This is a genomic window from Roseburia sp. OM04-10BH, from assembly GCF_003462605.1.
Taxonomy (GTDB): Bacteria; Bacillota; Clostridia; order Lachnospirales; family Lachnospiraceae; genus Roseburia_C; species Roseburia_C amylophila.
Genome location: NZ_QTZI01000013.1, coordinates 1 through 15,443, shown reverse-complemented (window position 1 = coordinate 15,443; position 15,443 = coordinate 1). Strand labels below are relative to the sequence as shown.

Here is a 15,443-nt window from a genome sequence, read left to right as displayed (position 1 = left end):
TAATGGCTGTGTATATGTGCTATCATCTTTCTGGTGAGAACAGTTGTATTTGTACCACAAACAGTCGGAGGGGAATATGGCAGAGAATACGAAGTATTTTGTGTTGAAAGAGAAGGCTGTACCGGAGGTATTGCTGAAAGTAGTGGAAGCGAAACGTCTTTTAGAATCCGGACGCGTAACATCTGTACAGGAAGCAGCCGAGCAGGTAGATATCAGCCGGAGTTCATTTTATAAGTATAAAGATGATATTTTTCCATTTCACGACAATGCGAAGGGGAGAACAATTACGATGGTAATCCAGCTGGATGATACGCCGGGATTATTATCAACCGTTTTGAATATTGTGGCAGAGTTTCATGCCAACATATTAACTATCCACCAGTCTATACCGGTAAACGGGATTGCATCCCTGACACTGAGTATTGATATTCTGCCGGAGACAGGAGATTTGTCACAGATGGTAGATAAGATTGAAGGACAGGCTGGAATACATTATCTGAAAATATTAGCCAGGGAGTGAAACAACAATGAAAGCAGCAGTAATGGGATATGGAACAATTGGTTCCGGAGTAGTAGAAGTATTAAACATTAATCATGACAGCATTGCAAAACGTGCAGGCGAAGCAATCGAAGTAAAATATGTTCTGGATTTACGGGATTTCCCGGGAGACCCGATTCAGGATAAAATTGTGCATGATTACAAAGTAATTGCAGAAGACCCTGAAATTGGCATGGTAGTTGAGACAATGGGCGGTGTAGAGCCGGCATATACTTTTGTCCGTGCCATGTTAGAGGCAGGAAAGCATGTAACAACTTCAAATAAGGCATTAGTAGCAGAGAAAGGTGCAGAACTGATTGCACTTGCCAAAGAGAAAAATGTGAATTTCCTGTTTGAAGCCAGCGTAGGAGGCGGAATCCCGATTATCCGCCCGTTAAATTCCTGCCTGACTGCAGATGTAATTGAAGAGATTACCGGTATTTTAAATGGAACGACCAACTATATGCTTACCAAGATGAGCGTAGAGGGTTCTGAATTTGCAGATGTATTAAAGGATGCACAGGATAAAGGATATGCAGAGAAAGATCCGACTGCCGATGTAGAAGGCTTTGATGCATGCCGTAAGATTGCAATCTTAACTTCTTTAGTATGCGGACAACAGGTAGACTTCAATGACATTCATACGGAAGGAATTACCAAAATCAGTGCAACAGATATCAAATATGCAAAAGCAATGAGTAAAGCCATTAAATTACTGGCAACCAGCCGTAAAGTAGGAGAAAGCTATTGTGCAATGGTATCTCCATGTATGCTTCCACAGGAGCATCCACTGTATCCGGTGAATGATGTATTTAATGCAATTTTTGTACATGGTAATGTATTAGGAGATGCAATGTTCTACGGAAGTGGAGCAGGAAAACTTCCAACCGCCAGTGCTGTTGTGGCTGATATGGTTGAAATTGCAAAATTCAAAGACACCAACCTTCCAATGGAATGGAGACCGGAGAAATTAGAGCTTGCAGATTATAAGATGGTAACCAACCGTTTCTTTGTCCGTACCAAAGCAGACGAAACAGCAGTAAAGAATGCATTCGGAGCAGTTGAGTTTGTTGCAGCAGAAGGTGTAAACGGCGAACTTGGATTTGTAACAGAAGAAATGACAGAAGCAGCATATGAAGAGAAAGCAGCAAAACTTGCTGATATTCTTCAGATGATTCGTGTAAAATAGTTGCGAAAAACCCTTCTGGAAATTATAATTGTACTAAGGGTATAAATATAATTTCAGGAGGGTATTTTTATGTCAAAATTTATTATGGCGTTAGACGCCGGAACCACCAGCAACCGGTGTATTCTCTTTAATGAAGCCGGTGAAATCTGCAGTATGGCACAAAAAGAATTCCGTCAGATGTTTCCGAATCCAGGATGGGTAGAACATGATGCCAATGAGATATGGTCGACGCAGCTTGGGGTAGCAGTAGAGGCAATGTCTAAGATTGGTGCTACGGCAGCAGATATTGCAGCCATTGGAATCACCAACCAGAGAGAGACGGCAATTGTATGGAACAAAGAGACCGGAGAACCGATTTATAATGCGATAGTCTGGCAGTGCCGCCGGACCGCTGATATTGCAGATGCGTTAAAGAAAAAGGGGTTGGAAGATTCCTATCGTAAGAAAACAGGATTGATTATTGATGCCTATTTTTCGGCAACGAAAATTAAGTGGATTTTAGATAATGTGAAGGGTGCAAGGAAATTAGCGGAAGAAGGAAAGCTGCTCTTTGGAACGGTAGAGACCTGGCTGATCTGGAAACTGACGAAAGGGGAAGCACATGTAACCGATTATTCCAATGCATCAAGAACCATGCTTTTTAATATAAACACATTAACCTGGGATAAAGATATTCTGGCAGAGCTTGATATTCCGGAGAGCATGCTGCCAAAGCCGATGCCATCAAGCTGTGTTTATGGTTATACAGACCCGGCATATTTTGGAAGTGCGATACCGATTGCCGGTGCAGCAGGAGACCAGCAGGCAGCTTTGTTCGGACAGACCTGCTTTTCCGAAGGAGAAGCGAAGAATACATATGGTACAGGCTGTTTCCTTTTGATGAATACAGGAGAACGTCCGGTATTTTCAGAAAACGGACTGGTCACCACCATTGCCTGGGGGCTGGATGGCAAAGTAAATTATGCACTGGAAGGCTCTATCTTTGTGGCAGGTGCGGCAATCCAGTGGCTGCGTGATGGTATGCGTCTCATTGACTCCGCATCGGATTCAGAGTATATGGCGACCAAAGTAAAAGGAACTCATGGCTGTTATGTGGTTCCGGCATTTACCGGACTGGGTGCACCATATTGGGATCAGTATGCAAGAGGAACAATTGTAGGAATTACCAGAGGAACCAATAAGAATCATATCATCCGGGCAACTCTGGAATCTATTGCTTATCAGGTGGAAGGAGTTATCTCTGCCATGGAAGCGGATGCTGGAATCGAAATCCGTTCCTTAAATGTAGATGGAGGAGCCAGTGCTAATAATTTCCTGATGCAGTTCCAGTCAGACATGATACAGGCACCGGTCAATCGTCCGGCATGTGTAGAGACAACAGCAAAGGGTGCAGCATATCTGGCAGGACTTGCAGTAGACTACTGGAAGACCAAAGAAGATGTGATAAAGAACCAACAGATAGAGAGGGTATTCCATCCACAGATGGAAGAGGAAGAGAGACAGAAAAAATTAAAAGGCTGGAAGAAGGCAGTAAAATATGCCTTTGGATGGGCAAAAGATACAGAAGAAGAGGAAGAGGCGTAAGAATGTGCCAAGGCACATTCTTTTTTCTCGTTAAGCGTTCGAAAAAGCTGCCGGTGGCAGCTCCTTATAGGTTTTGATATATAATACCTTATGATATATGCGTCAGCGGCATAAAATCAATCTGAAAGAATAGAAGAGCCGCATTTTTCACAATGAAATTTATAATAATAATAGCCAGTGCAATCCAAAGAAATACTTCCCGGAAATGCATGCCAATACGAAGCCTTCCCATAGAGAGCCGCTCAATAGTCTGGGAAATCATAAACCAGGTGCAGAGCACAAAGGCATATGGCACAAAGGGATGATAAACCAGTGAGTGCAGGAAATCCCCATGCAGTAAAAAAGCTATCGCTCTGGTGCCACCGCAGCCGGGACAGTAAAGTCCGGTCAGGCTGTGAAGCACACAGGGGAAAAGATATTTTGAAAGCTGGATATTCGTTGCTTTTATAAAAAGCACCAGCAGAAGAAGTGTGCCTATGATGCACCAGCCGGTGATATATAATCCGTTGTCCATAGCAGTGGACGTTTTTTTCTTTTCCATATAAACCCTCGCAAATCAGTATTCAAACAAAATATAGAATCTGTTGGTAGTATACAATTGTCATAAGGGAAAGTCAAAGTTATTGTGTTTCACCCAAGATATGTGTATAATAAAAAAAGGCACTTTTTTCAGACTTTGGAAGGAGGAGTGATTTATGCAGATTGATGGATGGAATCCGAAAGATATAGGATATGATACCGGGTACAATCATACATATGGGGTCGGAACTGACACAGATGCGAAGAGTACCGGGGTGGCAGAGGGCAGCAAAGGCGAATGCCAGACCTGTAAGAACCGGAAATATCAGGATGGTTCCAACGAGAATGTTTCTTTTAAATCAGCTTCCCACATCTCTCCGGAGGCGGCGGGAATCCGTGTGGCAGCCCATGAGGCAGAACATGTTTCCAATGCTTATACCAAAGCAGCAGAAGGAAATGGTCAGGTGGTATCTGCAAGCGTAACACTTCGTACCGGCGTATGCCCGGAGTGCGGAAGAGTATATGTGGCAGGCGGAGAGACCAATACCACCATTAAGTATCCGAACGAAGCGAACCCATATCAGCAGGAGCGGAAGAGCCAGGATGCGGCAGATCTGACCGGAGCCAGAATCGACACAAGAAAATAAAACAGGAGCATGAGATAGATGAAAAGAAAATCAGCAGAAATAAAACGTATTGCAAGAGAAAATCTTACCGGACATTATGGATTGCCAATGGGAGCCATGGTAGTATCGCAGTTAATTGTAACTTTGCCGACCATGTTCTTTTCCTGGAATTTGACTCCGTATTCCGGAAAAATGGAGTGGGCAATTTATTATGTGGCAGCATTTGTACTGGCATTGCTGGGGGTTGTTTTAAATATAGGAATTCTCCAGATTGCCCTGCGAATGGGAAGAAAGCAGCCATATAAGTTTACCGATATGTTCTATGGATTCAATCATCATCCGGATAAATACATTCTGGCATACCTTTTATTTATGGTTGTGGTATTAATTCCGATGCTTCCGGCAATCGCAGTCTCTGTTGGAATGTATGTAACTGCCATTTCCGGCAGCATGAAAATCACAGAGGGGATTTTTATTGGCTATGTAGTAGCTATGTGTGTACTTGGAATTGGAGGAGAAGTGATCGCATTTATTCTTTCCTTAAAATATTCCATGCTGTTTTTGATATTGCTTGAGGATAATACCAAAGGAATCCGGCAGGCAATGAGGGAAAGTAAAGCACTGATGCAGGGCAACAAGGGAAGATACTTCTATATCATGTTAAGCTTCCTTGGCTGGTCTTTCCTTGGCCTCCTTTCATTTGGAATCGGCTTCCTGTGGATTGGACCATACTATACGCAGACACAGGTGACATTCTATCGTGACATTACAGGAGAATTAGACCGGACAGAAAACCAGACAGACCCATACGGAACAAAACAGCAGAATCCTCAGTACAGTACGTGGAGTGCTTCGGTATAAAAATAAGAAAAGAAAAATGCCGGGAAATCAGAATTGGTTTCCTGGCATTTTTCTTTTGCATATATTTACTGGTACATCTGATTCATTTCATTAAACTGCCGCATCAGTTCGTTATAATCAGCGGTATTTCCATTGGACATCTGGTTGATGAAATCGGCGTTGGTAAACATCATGACAATGACGAAAGTATAAAGTGCAATAGTAAGTACAAGACCGATAATTCCAAGGACGATACCGATTTTGCCGGTGGTGGAAAAAGTCATCTCGCCGCCACGGGAAAGAAGTCCTAAAATAATGGCAAGTGCCCCACAAGGCAGTGCTGCATACAGGCAGCAGAAAGTTACAATGGAGACAATGCCAAGAGCAATGGATGCGGTGGCAAGTCCGGTGGAACGTTTGTCCATGTAATTACGTTGTGGTGCCTGGTTCATATTATATGAATAATTGGGATTTGGTTGATAGCCGTTTGGCTGCTGTTGAAAATCCATAAAAAACCTCCTCAAATCGTGAATAAATCTAGTATACCATTTTCTGCCGGAAAAAACAATAAAACCCAAAATCTTCCCTTTTGTAGAAATGCCTGATGTGCTATAATGAGCGCAAACGCATCAACAGGAAAGGAAATACAAGATGGACATAACAGCAAAAATTGCCGAAGAACTTGGAATCAGAAAAAATCAGGCACAGGCAGCAATTCAGTTAATTGATGAAGGAAATACCATTCCTTTTATTGCCCGGTATCGAAAAGAAGCAACCGGCGCATTAAATGATGAAATATTACGTAACTTATTTGACCGGCTGACTTATCTTAGAAACTTGGAAGAGAAGAAAGAACAGGTCATTGCCAGCATTGAAGAACAGGGCAAGCTGACGGACGAACTGTGGAAACAGATAGAAGAAGCACAGACACTGGTAGTCGTAGATGATTTGTACCGTCCATACCGACCGAAACGCAGAACCAGAGCAACCATCGCCAAAGAGAAGGGCTTAGAGCCGCTGGCAAATGTAATCAGTCTTCAGATGCTTAAGACTCCAATCTTAGAAGAAGCAGCAAAATATATCAACGAAGAAAAAGAAGTTCATACTGCAGAGGAAGCCTTAGAAGGTGCCAGGGATATTATTGCAGAGCATATTTCCGATGAAGCAGATTATCGTATCCGCATCCGTGACCTTACCGTAAAACATGGTCGGATTGTATCTGCTGCCAAAGATCCGGAAATAGAATCTGTTTATGAAATGTATTATGATTTTGATGAGCCGATTGCAAAAATGGCAGGACATCGTACGCTGGCATTGAACCGTGGAGAGGCAGAGAAAATACTGACAGTAAAAGTAGAAGTGCCGGAAGAACAGATTATTCCGTATTTACAGAAAAAGGTAATAACCAAAGATAATGCCATAACCAGACCTGTTTTGGAAGAAGTAATCGAAGACAGCTATAAGCGTCTGATTGCACCGGCAATCGAGCGTGAGATTCGAAGTGACCTTACGGAAAAGGCAGAAGACGGAGCAATCAAAGTTTTCGGAAAAAACTTAGAGCAGCTTCTGATGCAACCGCCAATTGCAGGACAGGTTGTGCTTGGCTGGGATCCGGCATTCCGTACCGGATGTAAGCTTGCAGTGGTAGATCCGACCGGAAAAGTATTGGATACGACAGTTATTTACCCGACAGCACCACAGAATAAGGTAGAGGAAGCAAAAGTAGTATTAAAGAAACTGATTTCCAAGTATCATATTACACTGATTTCTCTTGGAAATGGAACAGCATCCCGTGAGTCGGAGCAGATTATTGTAGATTTATTAAAAGAGATTCCGGTAAAAGTACAGTATATTATTGTAAATGAAGCAGGTGCTTCCGTATATTCTGCAAGTAAACTTGCAACAGAGGAATTCCCAAACTTTGATGTGGGACAAAGAAGTGCCACTTCCATGGCAAGACGGTTGCAGGATCCGCTGGCAGAGCTGGTTAAAATTGATCCGAAATCCATCGGAGTCGGTCAGTATCAGCATGACATGAACCAGAAAAAATTAAGTGAAGCCTTAGGCGGCGTGGTAGAAGACTGCGTAAATAAAGTTGGTGTAGATTTAAACACCGCATCCGTATCCCTGCTGGAATACATTTCCGGTATCAGCAAAGTGATTGCGAAAAATATCGTGGCATACCGGGAAGAAAATGGAAAATTTGCATCCAGAAGCCAGCTTTTGAAAGTGGCAAAATTAGGACCGAAGGCATATGAACAGTGTGCCGGTTTTCTTCGTATTACCGGTGGAAAGAATCCGTTGGATGCAACCGGCGTGCATCCGGAAAGTTATGAAGCAACCAGAAAGCTTTTGGAAAAATTAGGATATTCAGAAGAAGAGATAACCGGTGGCGGATTAACCGGGATTTCAAAGAAGATTTCAGATTATAAGAAACTGGCAGCAGAATTGGAAGTAGGAGAACTTACTTTACGGGATATTGTAAAGGAACTGGAGAAGCCGGCAAGAGATCCGAGGGAAGATATGCCAAAGCCGATTCTGCGGAGTGACGTACTGGAAATGAAGGATTTGACCCCGGGAATGGTATTAAAAGGAACCGTCCGTAATGTCATTGACTTCGGTGCCTTTGTGGACATCGGAGTACATCAGGATGGACTGGTACACATTTCCCAGATGAGCGAACGCTATATCAAACATCCGCTGGAAGTGGTCAGCGTGGGAGATATTGTAGAAGTAAAAGTAATGAGCGTAGACCTTAAGAAACAGAGAATCCAGCTTACCATGAAACTGTAAATAAAAGGTAACAGATAAAATTGGGTATTGACAAGGAAAAAGCGAAGTTCTACAATAAACCCATAGTAATTGAATAGGAAGTCTTCGGGGCAGGGTGATATGCGAAGCATAGATTCCCGACCGACGGTGATTGTGCATGACACATTAGTCCGTGAACTGCAGTATTGCAGTTGATTTGGTGAAAATCCAAAACCGACAGTATAGTCTGGATGGGAGAAGATAAGTGACCATTAAGGTGATTATTTTGCGTGCCCCGGATAGTTTTATCCGGGGCTTTTATGGTACACCAATACTCCGGACATCCCTTGCAAGAGCTAAAAGTAAAGAAAAAAGGAGTAAAAGAAATGAGTACAAACAGTGTAACAACAAACAGCAACGTAAAAACAGGTGTAAATGCAAGATATCTGACGATGACAGCAATGCTTTCAGCCATTGCGTTCATCCTGATGTTCCTTGATTTTGCAGTTCCGTTTATGCCAAACTTCATCAAACTGGATATTTCAGAACTTCCGGCATTGATTGGAGCATTTTCCATGGGACCGGTCAGCGGAATTGTAATCTGCCTGATTAAAAATCTGATTCATCTGACTATTACAACCACAAGTGGTGTTGGAGAACTGTCCAATTTCATTCTTGGAGTAGCGTTCGTGCTTCCGGCAGGACTGATTTACAAATTTAAGAAGAACCGCAAAGGTGCATTAATCGGTTCTTTAGCAGGAGCACTTTTCATGGCAGTATTCAGTGTGGTATCAAACTATTTCCTGGTATATCCGTTCTATACAGCATTTATGCCGGAAGATGCCATTATTGGTGCTTACAATGCAATCGCTTCTGCAGTAGGCGGACATATGGATAATTTATTGGAATGTCTGGTAGTATTTAATATGCCATTCACCTTCTTAAAAGGTATGATTAGTGTTGGAATTACATTTTTGATTTATAAACATATTTCACCAATCATCAAAGGAACCAACAGCCGTAAAAATTAGACGTCCCTTTTTTGCCCGACACAAAATTGATAAAGAGTTTGTCTATTCCCGAAAATAATGCTATACTTCAATCAGAAAAGTAAGCAGGAGGAAAGACAATGCCAATTGAATTTGATGTAAAAATAACAGCGAACGATATGTACCGGTTTAATATGTATCATATATATACCAGTTTTACCGGAATCTTTTCCATCTTGGCAGCGGTGCTTGGATTTGTAGCCGCAGTGGGAACCTATGGAAAGGTAGATACCATGTATACGGTGCTTTACATCATATTTGGCATTGTCTTTCTTTTTTATTTTCCATTAACCTTGAAAATGCGGGCGGCAAGACAGATTTCCATGTCAGAGGCACTGAAAAGTACACTGCATTATATGTTGGATGATGAAGGTGTCCATGTATCTCTGGGAGAAGAAAATGCCCTGCTGGAGTGGAAACAGATTTATAAAATGGTGTCAACAAAGCATAATGTTCTGATTTACAGCAGCCGCGTGAATGCATATATCCTGCCGATGGAAATTGTAGGCGGACAGTATGCAGCGTTGAAGGAACTGGCAGATAAGAATTTGAAGAAGCACCAGAATTGTATGAAGAAGAGATAGGAAGAAAAGTATATGGTATATGAAACGTTTTCGGCAGAAGAAACAGAAAAGTTAGGCGAACAGATTGGACGGGAAGCAAAGCCGGGAGAAGTGTATACATTAATCGGAGATTTGGGAGTAGGAAAAACCGTTTTTACCCAGGGAATAGCCAAGGGTTTGGAGATAACAGAACCTATCTGCAGTCCGACTTTTACTATTGTACAGGAGTATGAAGAAGGAAGAATGCCATTTTATCATTTTGATGTATACCGGATTGCGGATATTGAGGAAATGGATGAAATCGGCTATGAGGACTATTTTTATGGAAATGGTCTGACCATGATAGAATGGGCAAATCTGATTGAAGAAATTTTACCGGATCATTACCGGCAGATAACAATAGAGAAAGATTTGGAAAAAGGATTTGATTATCGCAGGATAACAATAGAAGAGGTGGAACGATGAAAATATTGGGATTGGACAGCTCCGGACTGGTAGCCAGCGTAGCAGTAGTAGAAGATGATGTGCTGTTGGGAGAATTTACTGTAAATTATAAGAAAACACATTCACAGACCTTGCTGCCAATGTTAGATGAACTTGCGAAAATGATAGAACTGGATTTGGATACATTAGATGCCATTGCAATTGCAGCGGGCCCGGGCTCATTTACCGGACTTCGGATTGGCTCTGCAACAGCAAAAGGATTGGGACTTGCACTGGATAAGCCGTTGATATCCGTACCGACCGTGGATGCACTGGCATACAACCTCTATGGGCATAGAGATATTATCTGTCCATTAATGGATGCAAGAAGAAACCAGACCTATACTGGTTTATATCAGTTTGAAGACGAAAAAATGCAGGTATTGTGCCCACAGTGCGTTGTGGGAATTGATGAGATTGTAGCAAAGATAAATGAAAACAATGCTCCGGTTGTATTTTTGGGAGATGGTGTCCCTGTATTTACCACTTATATAGAAGAAAACTGTAAAGTGCCATATTCCTTTGCACCGGCACATGTGAATAAGCAGCGTGCAGCAGCTGTTGCAGCTTTAGGAGAAGAATATTACAAAGCAGGTAAATTAGAATCTGCAGAAGAACACAAACCGGAATATCTGCGCCTTTCCCAGGCAGAACGCGAGAGGATGGAACAGCATGGAAATTCGTAGAATGTCAGAGGCAGATGTTTTTGATGTAGCAGCCATAGAGGCAAAAGTCTTTTCACAGCCATGGAGCGAGCAGGGATTTCGCGATGCTCTTGCCATGAACCATGTGATTTTTCTGGTGGCAGAAGAAGCGGGTTCCATCTTAGGATATTGTGGAATGTATATGGCATTAGATGAAGGTGAGATTACCAATGTGGCAATAAGTGAAGCCTGCAGAAACAGAGGTTATGGGGAACAACTAGTAACAGAACTAATGCAGCAGGGTAGAAAACATGGTATTAGCCGGTATGTTTTAGAGGTAAGGGTATCCAATGAGCCTGCTATTCGCCTGTATCAGAAACTTGGATTCTCTGTACTTGGAACTCGAAAGAATTTTTATGAAAAGCCCTCAGAGGATGCATATATCATGAGCAGGGTCCAGTAATTTCCACTGCAAATTTATTGGAATGGTTCTATAATGAAAGAGAACCACAAGATAAGAGACGGAGGATGCGAAATGGTTTGCAATTGTTGTGGAAAAGAAATCGAAGAACGAAAACAGGATTATATTTATATAGAAAAAGAATGGAATTATTTTTCTACTAAGGATGGTGTGAAAAGCAAACTGCGTGTATGCGAGTCCTGCTTTGATGAATGGACAAAACAGTTTGTGATACCGCCTTTAATGGAAGAAGTAACAGAAATTGTATAGAGAGCTGAGGAAATAGAATGTTAGATGTCTGTTTATTAGGAACCGGTGGAATGATGCCATTGCCATATCGCTGGCTGACTTCACTGATGACAAGATATAATGGCAGCAGTCTGATGGTTGACTGTGGCGAAGGAACCCAGATTGCAGTAAAAGAAAAAGGCTGGAGCTTTAAGCCGGTGGATATTATGTGCTTTACACATTACCATGCGGACCATATCAGCGGACTGCCTGGAATTCTTCTTACCATGGGAAATGCAGAACGAACTGAGCCGCTGACGATGATTGGACCAAAGGGACTGGAACGTGTGGTAAATGCACTGCGTGTGATTGCACCGGAACTGCCTTTTGAGATTAAATTTATAGAACTGACGGAACCGGAAGAGACTATAGAATTAAAGGGATATACGATCCATGCTTTCCGGGTGAACCATAATGTTACCTGCTACGGCTATACCTTGGAGATTCCAAGGGCTGGAAGATTTTCAGTGGAGCATGCGTTAGAACGGCAGATACCGCAGAAATACTGGAGCCGCCTGCAAAAAGGTGAAATTATTGAAGAAGAGGACAAGACCTATCTGCCGGAAATGGTATTAGGCCCGCCAAGAAAAGGCATCAAGCTGACATATTGTACTGATACCCGCCCGACGGAGAGCATTGCAAAAAATGCCAAAGATTCCGATTTATTTATCTGTGAAGGTATGTATGCAGAAAAAGAGAAACTTGCAAAAGCGAAACAATATAAACATATGACTTTTTATGAAGCAGCACATCTTGCCAAGGATGCCGGGGTGAAAGAAATGTGGCTTACCCACTTCAGCCCGTCCCTTGTAAGGGGCGAAGACTATATGGATGCTGTAAGGAAGATATATCCGAATGCATATTTAGGCAAAGATGGAAAGAGTGTTACACTGGATTTTGAGGAGGCGTAAACATGAAGAAACGTACAGCAGGCATAATTAAGACAGTTATTATAGGTGTGATTTGCATTGGAATTGTGGTCGGATTTTATTATTATCTGACAAACCGCTCACCAAGAAGTGTGGAAACAACAGGAGAAACAGATGAGATAACCTCTGTTTTAAGTAAAAATTTAGAGAAGGATTATCCGGCGTCACCTCGTGCTGTAATCAAATATTATAATAGGATTCTGCTCTGCCTTTATAATGAAACTTATGATGATGAGCAGTACCAGAAGCTGTTGGAGAAGATGCGTGCACTGATGGATGAAGAGTTATTGGAAAACAATCCGCAGGATACATTTTCAACCCAGATGCAGAATGACATTGCGGCTTATAAAGCAGAAAGTAAGATTATAGCAACAGCATCTGTCTGCGATACAGATGAAGTGGCTTATAAGAAAGTAGATGGAAGTGATTGTGCCTATGTGACGGCATCTTATTTCCTGCGCTCTACCAAGGCATATAACCGGGCTAACCAGGAATATGTGCTGCGTAAGGATGAGAATGGGGACTGGAAAATATTAGGATTTGTGGCACTGGAAGGAGACAATGGTGATGCAGAAAAATAAAGGAGATATTGCAATTCTTGCAATAGAAAGTTCCTGCGATGAGACTGCGGCGGCAGTTGTAGTAAATGGAAGGGATGTGAGATCGAATATCATTTCATCCCAGATTGCATTACATACCTTATATGGAGGTGTGGTTCCGGAAATTGCATCCCGTAAACATATTGAGAAAATTAATCAGGTAATAACAGAAGCAATGCAGGAAGCGCAGGCAGACTGGGCAGATATAGACGCAATCGGTGTAACTTATGGACCGGGATTAGTGGGTGCCCTCTTGGTTGGTGTGGCAGAAGCGAAAGCAATCAGTTATGCAAGAAATATTCCACTGGTAGGTGTGCATCATATTGAGGGACACATCAGCGCAAATTATATTGAAAATAAAGAGTTAGAGCCACCATTTTTATGTCTTGTAGTATCCGGCGGTCATACACATCTGGTAAAAGTACTGGATTATGGAAAATATGAGATACTTGGAAGAACCAGGGATGATGCAGCAGGTGAAGCCTTTGATAAAGTGGCGAGAGCAATCGGATTAGGCTATCCGGGTGGACCAAAGATTGAAAAAGTAGCACATGAAGGAAATCCTCATGCTGTGGAATTCCCAAGACCGAAGATTGCAGATGGGGAGTATGACTTCAGCTTCAGTGGTTTAAAGTCTGCTGTTTTAAACCATCTGAACAGCTGTAAAATGAAAGGTATTGAGATTGTGCAGGCGGATATTGCAGCATCTTTCCAGAAAGCGGTTATTGATGTGCTGGTGGGAAATGCCATGCATGCCATTGAAAAATATCAGATTGATAAATTTGCTATTGCGGGAGGAGTGGCTTCTAATGGAACCTTAAGAGGAGCAATGGAAGAAGAGTGCCGGAAGAGAAATGTGGCATTTTATCATCCGTCGCCGATTCTCTGTACCGATAATGCAGCAATGATAGGTGCAGCAGCATATTATGATTACCGGGCGGGAATCCGTTCCGGACTTGATTTGAATGCAGTACCAAACTTAAAATTAGGAGAACGTTAATGGCAAAGTATACAGCAATCGTGCTTTCTGCGGGAAAAGGAAGCCGCATGGGAAGCTCTGTCCATAAGCAGTATCTGCTTCTTTGTGGGAGGCCGGTGATTTATTATACCCTTAAGGCATTTGAAGAAAGCCCGGTAGATGAAATCGTACTGGTAACCGGTGAAGGAGAAGAGGAATACTGCCGGAAAGAAATTGTAGAAAAATATAAATTGCATAAAGTAACGAAGATAGTAAAGGGTGGTAAGGAACGTTACCACTCTGTTTTTCAGGGCTTAAGTGCGTGTGAACATACGGATTATGTACTGATTCATGATGGGGCACGCCCGTTTATAGGGCAGGAAGTCATCCGACATACAATGGATGAAGTGCAGAAAAAACATGCATGTATTGCAGCTGTGCCGGTGAAGGATACCATAAAAAAGGTAGATGAAAATGGAAAAGTAGAGGATACCCCACCAAGAAAAAACCTTTATACGGTACAGACACCGCAGGCATTTTCCTATTCCCTGATTTATGATTCTTATCAGAAGATGATAGCGGATGGAAGAGAAGATGTTACAGATGATGCAATGGTAGTGGAGGCGTATGGAAAAGTTCCGGTATATGTAATAGATGGGAGCTATCGCAATTTTAAGATTACAACACCGGAAGATTTGGAAATGGCGGAGTTTATGCTGAATGCAGGAAATCCTGGTAAGGGTGTATGTTCATAGAAAATGAACCATCCGGCACCAATGGAAAATCAAATGAATATGTTTTGAAATTTTGAAAAATGATTTTGAAAAAATGAAAATAATTGTTGACATGCTATCTATTTGATGATAGAATCATTTTTGCGCTGATTTGAAGCGTATCAATATGGAGAGATATCGAAGTGGTCATAACGAGGCGGTCTTGAAAACCGTTTGTCCGCAAGGGCGCGTGGGTTCGAATCCCACTCTCTCCGCTTCCAACTTAATAATTGGAAACTGATTCGGAGAAGTACCCAAGCTGGCCGAAGGGACACCCCTGGAAAGGGTGCAGGTCGTTAACAGCGGCGCGAGGGTTCAAATCCCTCCTTCTCCGCTCGCTTGTGAGATGATTATGCGGACGTTCGACAATGGATTTTACGACTGTAAAAAATAAGTCAAAAAAAGTAAAAAAAGTTGTTGACAAAGAAAGAGTCCTGTGATAATATAAACAAGCTGACCGGTGAGAGCAAAGCAAAAGAGCTCACAAAACTGGTCAAGAACCTTGATAACTGAACAGTGAAATAACCTTGAAAGATTTTGAGAAAACGTAATCAAAAGATTACAAAATCATTCAGGACAGCATCTCTATTCAATAGAAGAATGCGACCTAAAACAGTAAACTTTAGGATATTTAGCCAAGCTAGATTTCT

General features: G+C 42.1%; 18 protein-coding genes, 2 tRNA genes and 1 riboswitch. Of the genes, 18 read left to right on the top strand and 2 right to left on the bottom strand.

All coding sequences use genetic code 11. The features are described 5' to 3' along the window. Positions 1-76: 76 nt before the first annotated feature. From DXB43_RS12440 to glpK, 3 genes are all read left to right on the top strand, one after another. Positions 77-520, top strand: coding sequence for an ACT domain-containing protein (locus DXB43_RS12440; RefSeq protein WP_117947715.1), 444 nt, complete (start codon positions 77-79; stop codon positions 518-520). A 7-nt stretch (positions 521-527) separates the two neighbouring features. After that, complete coding sequence (locus DXB43_RS12435) at positions 528-1,727, top strand: homoserine dehydrogenase (protein WP_117947714.1); 1,200 nt, start codon at positions 528-530, stop codon at positions 1,725-1,727. Positions 1,728-1,796: 69 nt separating this feature from the next. Next, a complete protein-coding gene (gene glpK / locus DXB43_RS12430; protein WP_117947713.1) occupies positions 1,797-3,311 on the top strand; it encodes a glycerol kinase GlpK in 1,515 nt (504 codons plus the stop codon). Between the two features lie 88 nt (positions 3,312-3,399). Here the strand turns inward: glpK and DXB43_RS12425 are convergent, their stop codons facing one another. Continuing rightward, positions 3,400-3,852 (bottom strand): DUF2752 domain-containing protein, encoded by a 453-nt coding sequence (locus DXB43_RS12425; protein WP_117947712.1) that lies wholly within the window; start codon positions 3,850-3,852, stop codon positions 3,400-3,402. 154 nt (positions 3,853-4,006) lie between these two features. Here DXB43_RS12425 and DXB43_RS12420 point away from each other — a divergent pair, with 154 nt between their 5' ends. Next, entirely contained in the window at positions 4,007-4,477 is a 471-nt protein-coding gene (locus DXB43_RS12420) for a hypothetical protein (RefSeq protein WP_242995117.1), read from the top strand. Between the two features lie 18 nt (positions 4,478-4,495). Beyond that, a complete protein-coding gene (locus DXB43_RS12415) occupies positions 4,496-5,317 on the top strand; it encodes a DUF975 family protein (protein ID WP_117698933.1) in 822 nt (273 codons plus the stop codon). 65 nt (positions 5,318-5,382) lie between these two features. Here the strand turns inward: DXB43_RS12415 and DXB43_RS12410 are convergent, their stop codons facing one another. After that, complete coding sequence (locus DXB43_RS12410) at positions 5,383-5,805, bottom strand: DUF4190 domain-containing protein (RefSeq protein WP_022243544.1); 423 nt, start codon at positions 5,803-5,805, stop codon at positions 5,383-5,385. A 142-nt stretch (positions 5,806-5,947) separates the two neighbouring features. Here DXB43_RS12410 and DXB43_RS12405 point away from each other — a divergent pair, with 142 nt between their 5' ends. The 13 genes from DXB43_RS12405 to DXB43_RS12345 all read left to right on the top strand — a co-directional run bounded on the left by DXB43_RS12405 (position 5,948) and on the right by DXB43_RS12345 (position 15,127). Next, positions 5,948-8,089, top strand: coding sequence for a Tex family protein (locus DXB43_RS12405; RefSeq protein WP_117947711.1), 2,142 nt, complete (start codon positions 5,948-5,950; stop codon positions 8,087-8,089). A gap of 76 nt (positions 8,090-8,165) precedes the next feature. After that, a riboswitch (FMN riboswitch) is annotated at positions 8,166-8,314 on the top strand. A 119-nt stretch (positions 8,315-8,433) separates the two neighbouring features. Then, on the top strand, positions 8,434-9,078 hold the full coding sequence (locus DXB43_RS12400; protein ID WP_022243542.1) for an ECF transporter S component: 645 nt from the start codon (positions 8,434-8,436) through the stop codon (positions 9,076-9,078). A 98-nt stretch (positions 9,079-9,176) separates the two neighbouring features. After that, the gene (locus DXB43_RS12395) at positions 9,177-9,680 is read left to right on the top strand and encodes a YcxB family protein (RefSeq protein WP_117947710.1); all 504 of its coding nucleotides are present in this window, start codon (positions 9,177-9,179) and stop codon (positions 9,678-9,680) included. Between the two features lie 12 nt (positions 9,681-9,692). After that, positions 9,693-10,124, top strand: coding sequence for a tRNA (adenosine(37)-N6)-threonylcarbamoyltransferase complex ATPase subunit type 1 TsaE (gene tsaE / locus DXB43_RS12390; RefSeq protein ID WP_022243540.1), 432 nt, complete (start codon positions 9,693-9,695; stop codon positions 10,122-10,124). Then, positions 10,121-10,828 (top strand): tRNA (adenosine(37)-N6)-threonylcarbamoyltransferase complex dimerization subunit type 1 TsaB, encoded by a 708-nt coding sequence (gene tsaB, locus DXB43_RS12385; RefSeq protein WP_022243539.1) that lies wholly within the window; start codon positions 10,121-10,123, stop codon positions 10,826-10,828. The genes tsaE and tsaB overlap by 4 nt, the downstream gene beginning before the upstream one ends. Continuing rightward, a complete protein-coding gene (gene rimI / locus DXB43_RS12380; protein ID WP_117947709.1) occupies positions 10,815-11,249 on the top strand; it encodes a ribosomal protein S18-alanine N-acetyltransferase in 435 nt (144 codons plus the stop codon). The genes tsaB and rimI overlap by 14 nt, the downstream gene beginning before the upstream one ends. Positions 11,250-11,321: 72 nt before the next feature. Further along, positions 11,322-11,516, top strand: a complete 195-nt coding sequence (locus tag DXB43_RS12375; RefSeq protein WP_117698929.1) for a hypothetical protein — start codon at positions 11,322-11,324, stop codon at positions 11,514-11,516. 17 nt (positions 11,517-11,533) lie between these two features. Next, positions 11,534-12,445, top strand: coding sequence for a ribonuclease Z (locus tag DXB43_RS12370; protein ID WP_022243536.1), 912 nt, complete (start codon positions 11,534-11,536; stop codon positions 12,443-12,445). 2 nt (positions 12,446-12,447) lie between these two features. Next, positions 12,448-13,044: a DUF6715 family protein gene (locus DXB43_RS12365; protein WP_117842246.1), complete on the top strand. Its 597-nt coding sequence runs from the start codon at positions 12,448-12,450 to the stop codon at positions 13,042-13,044. Then, the gene (gene tsaD / locus DXB43_RS12360; RefSeq protein WP_022243534.1) at positions 13,031-14,062 is read left to right on the top strand and encodes a tRNA (adenosine(37)-N6)-threonylcarbamoyltransferase complex transferase subunit TsaD; all 1,032 of its coding nucleotides are present in this window, start codon (positions 13,031-13,033) and stop codon (positions 14,060-14,062) included. Before DXB43_RS12365 ends, tsaD begins: the two co-directional genes overlap by 14 nt. Further along, positions 14,062-14,775 (top strand): 2-C-methyl-D-erythritol 4-phosphate cytidylyltransferase, encoded by a 714-nt coding sequence (gene ispD, locus DXB43_RS12355; RefSeq protein WP_117698926.1) that lies wholly within the window; start codon positions 14,062-14,064, stop codon positions 14,773-14,775. The genes tsaD and ispD overlap by 1 nt, the downstream gene beginning before the upstream one ends. 147 nt (positions 14,776-14,922) lie before the next feature. After that, positions 14,923-15,008: transfer RNA gene (locus DXB43_RS12350), tRNA-Ser, on the top strand. A 29-nt stretch (positions 15,009-15,037) separates the two neighbouring features. Then, positions 15,038-15,127: transfer RNA gene (locus DXB43_RS12345), tRNA-Ser, on the top strand. The last annotated feature ends 316 nt before the right edge of the window (positions 15,128-15,443 follow it).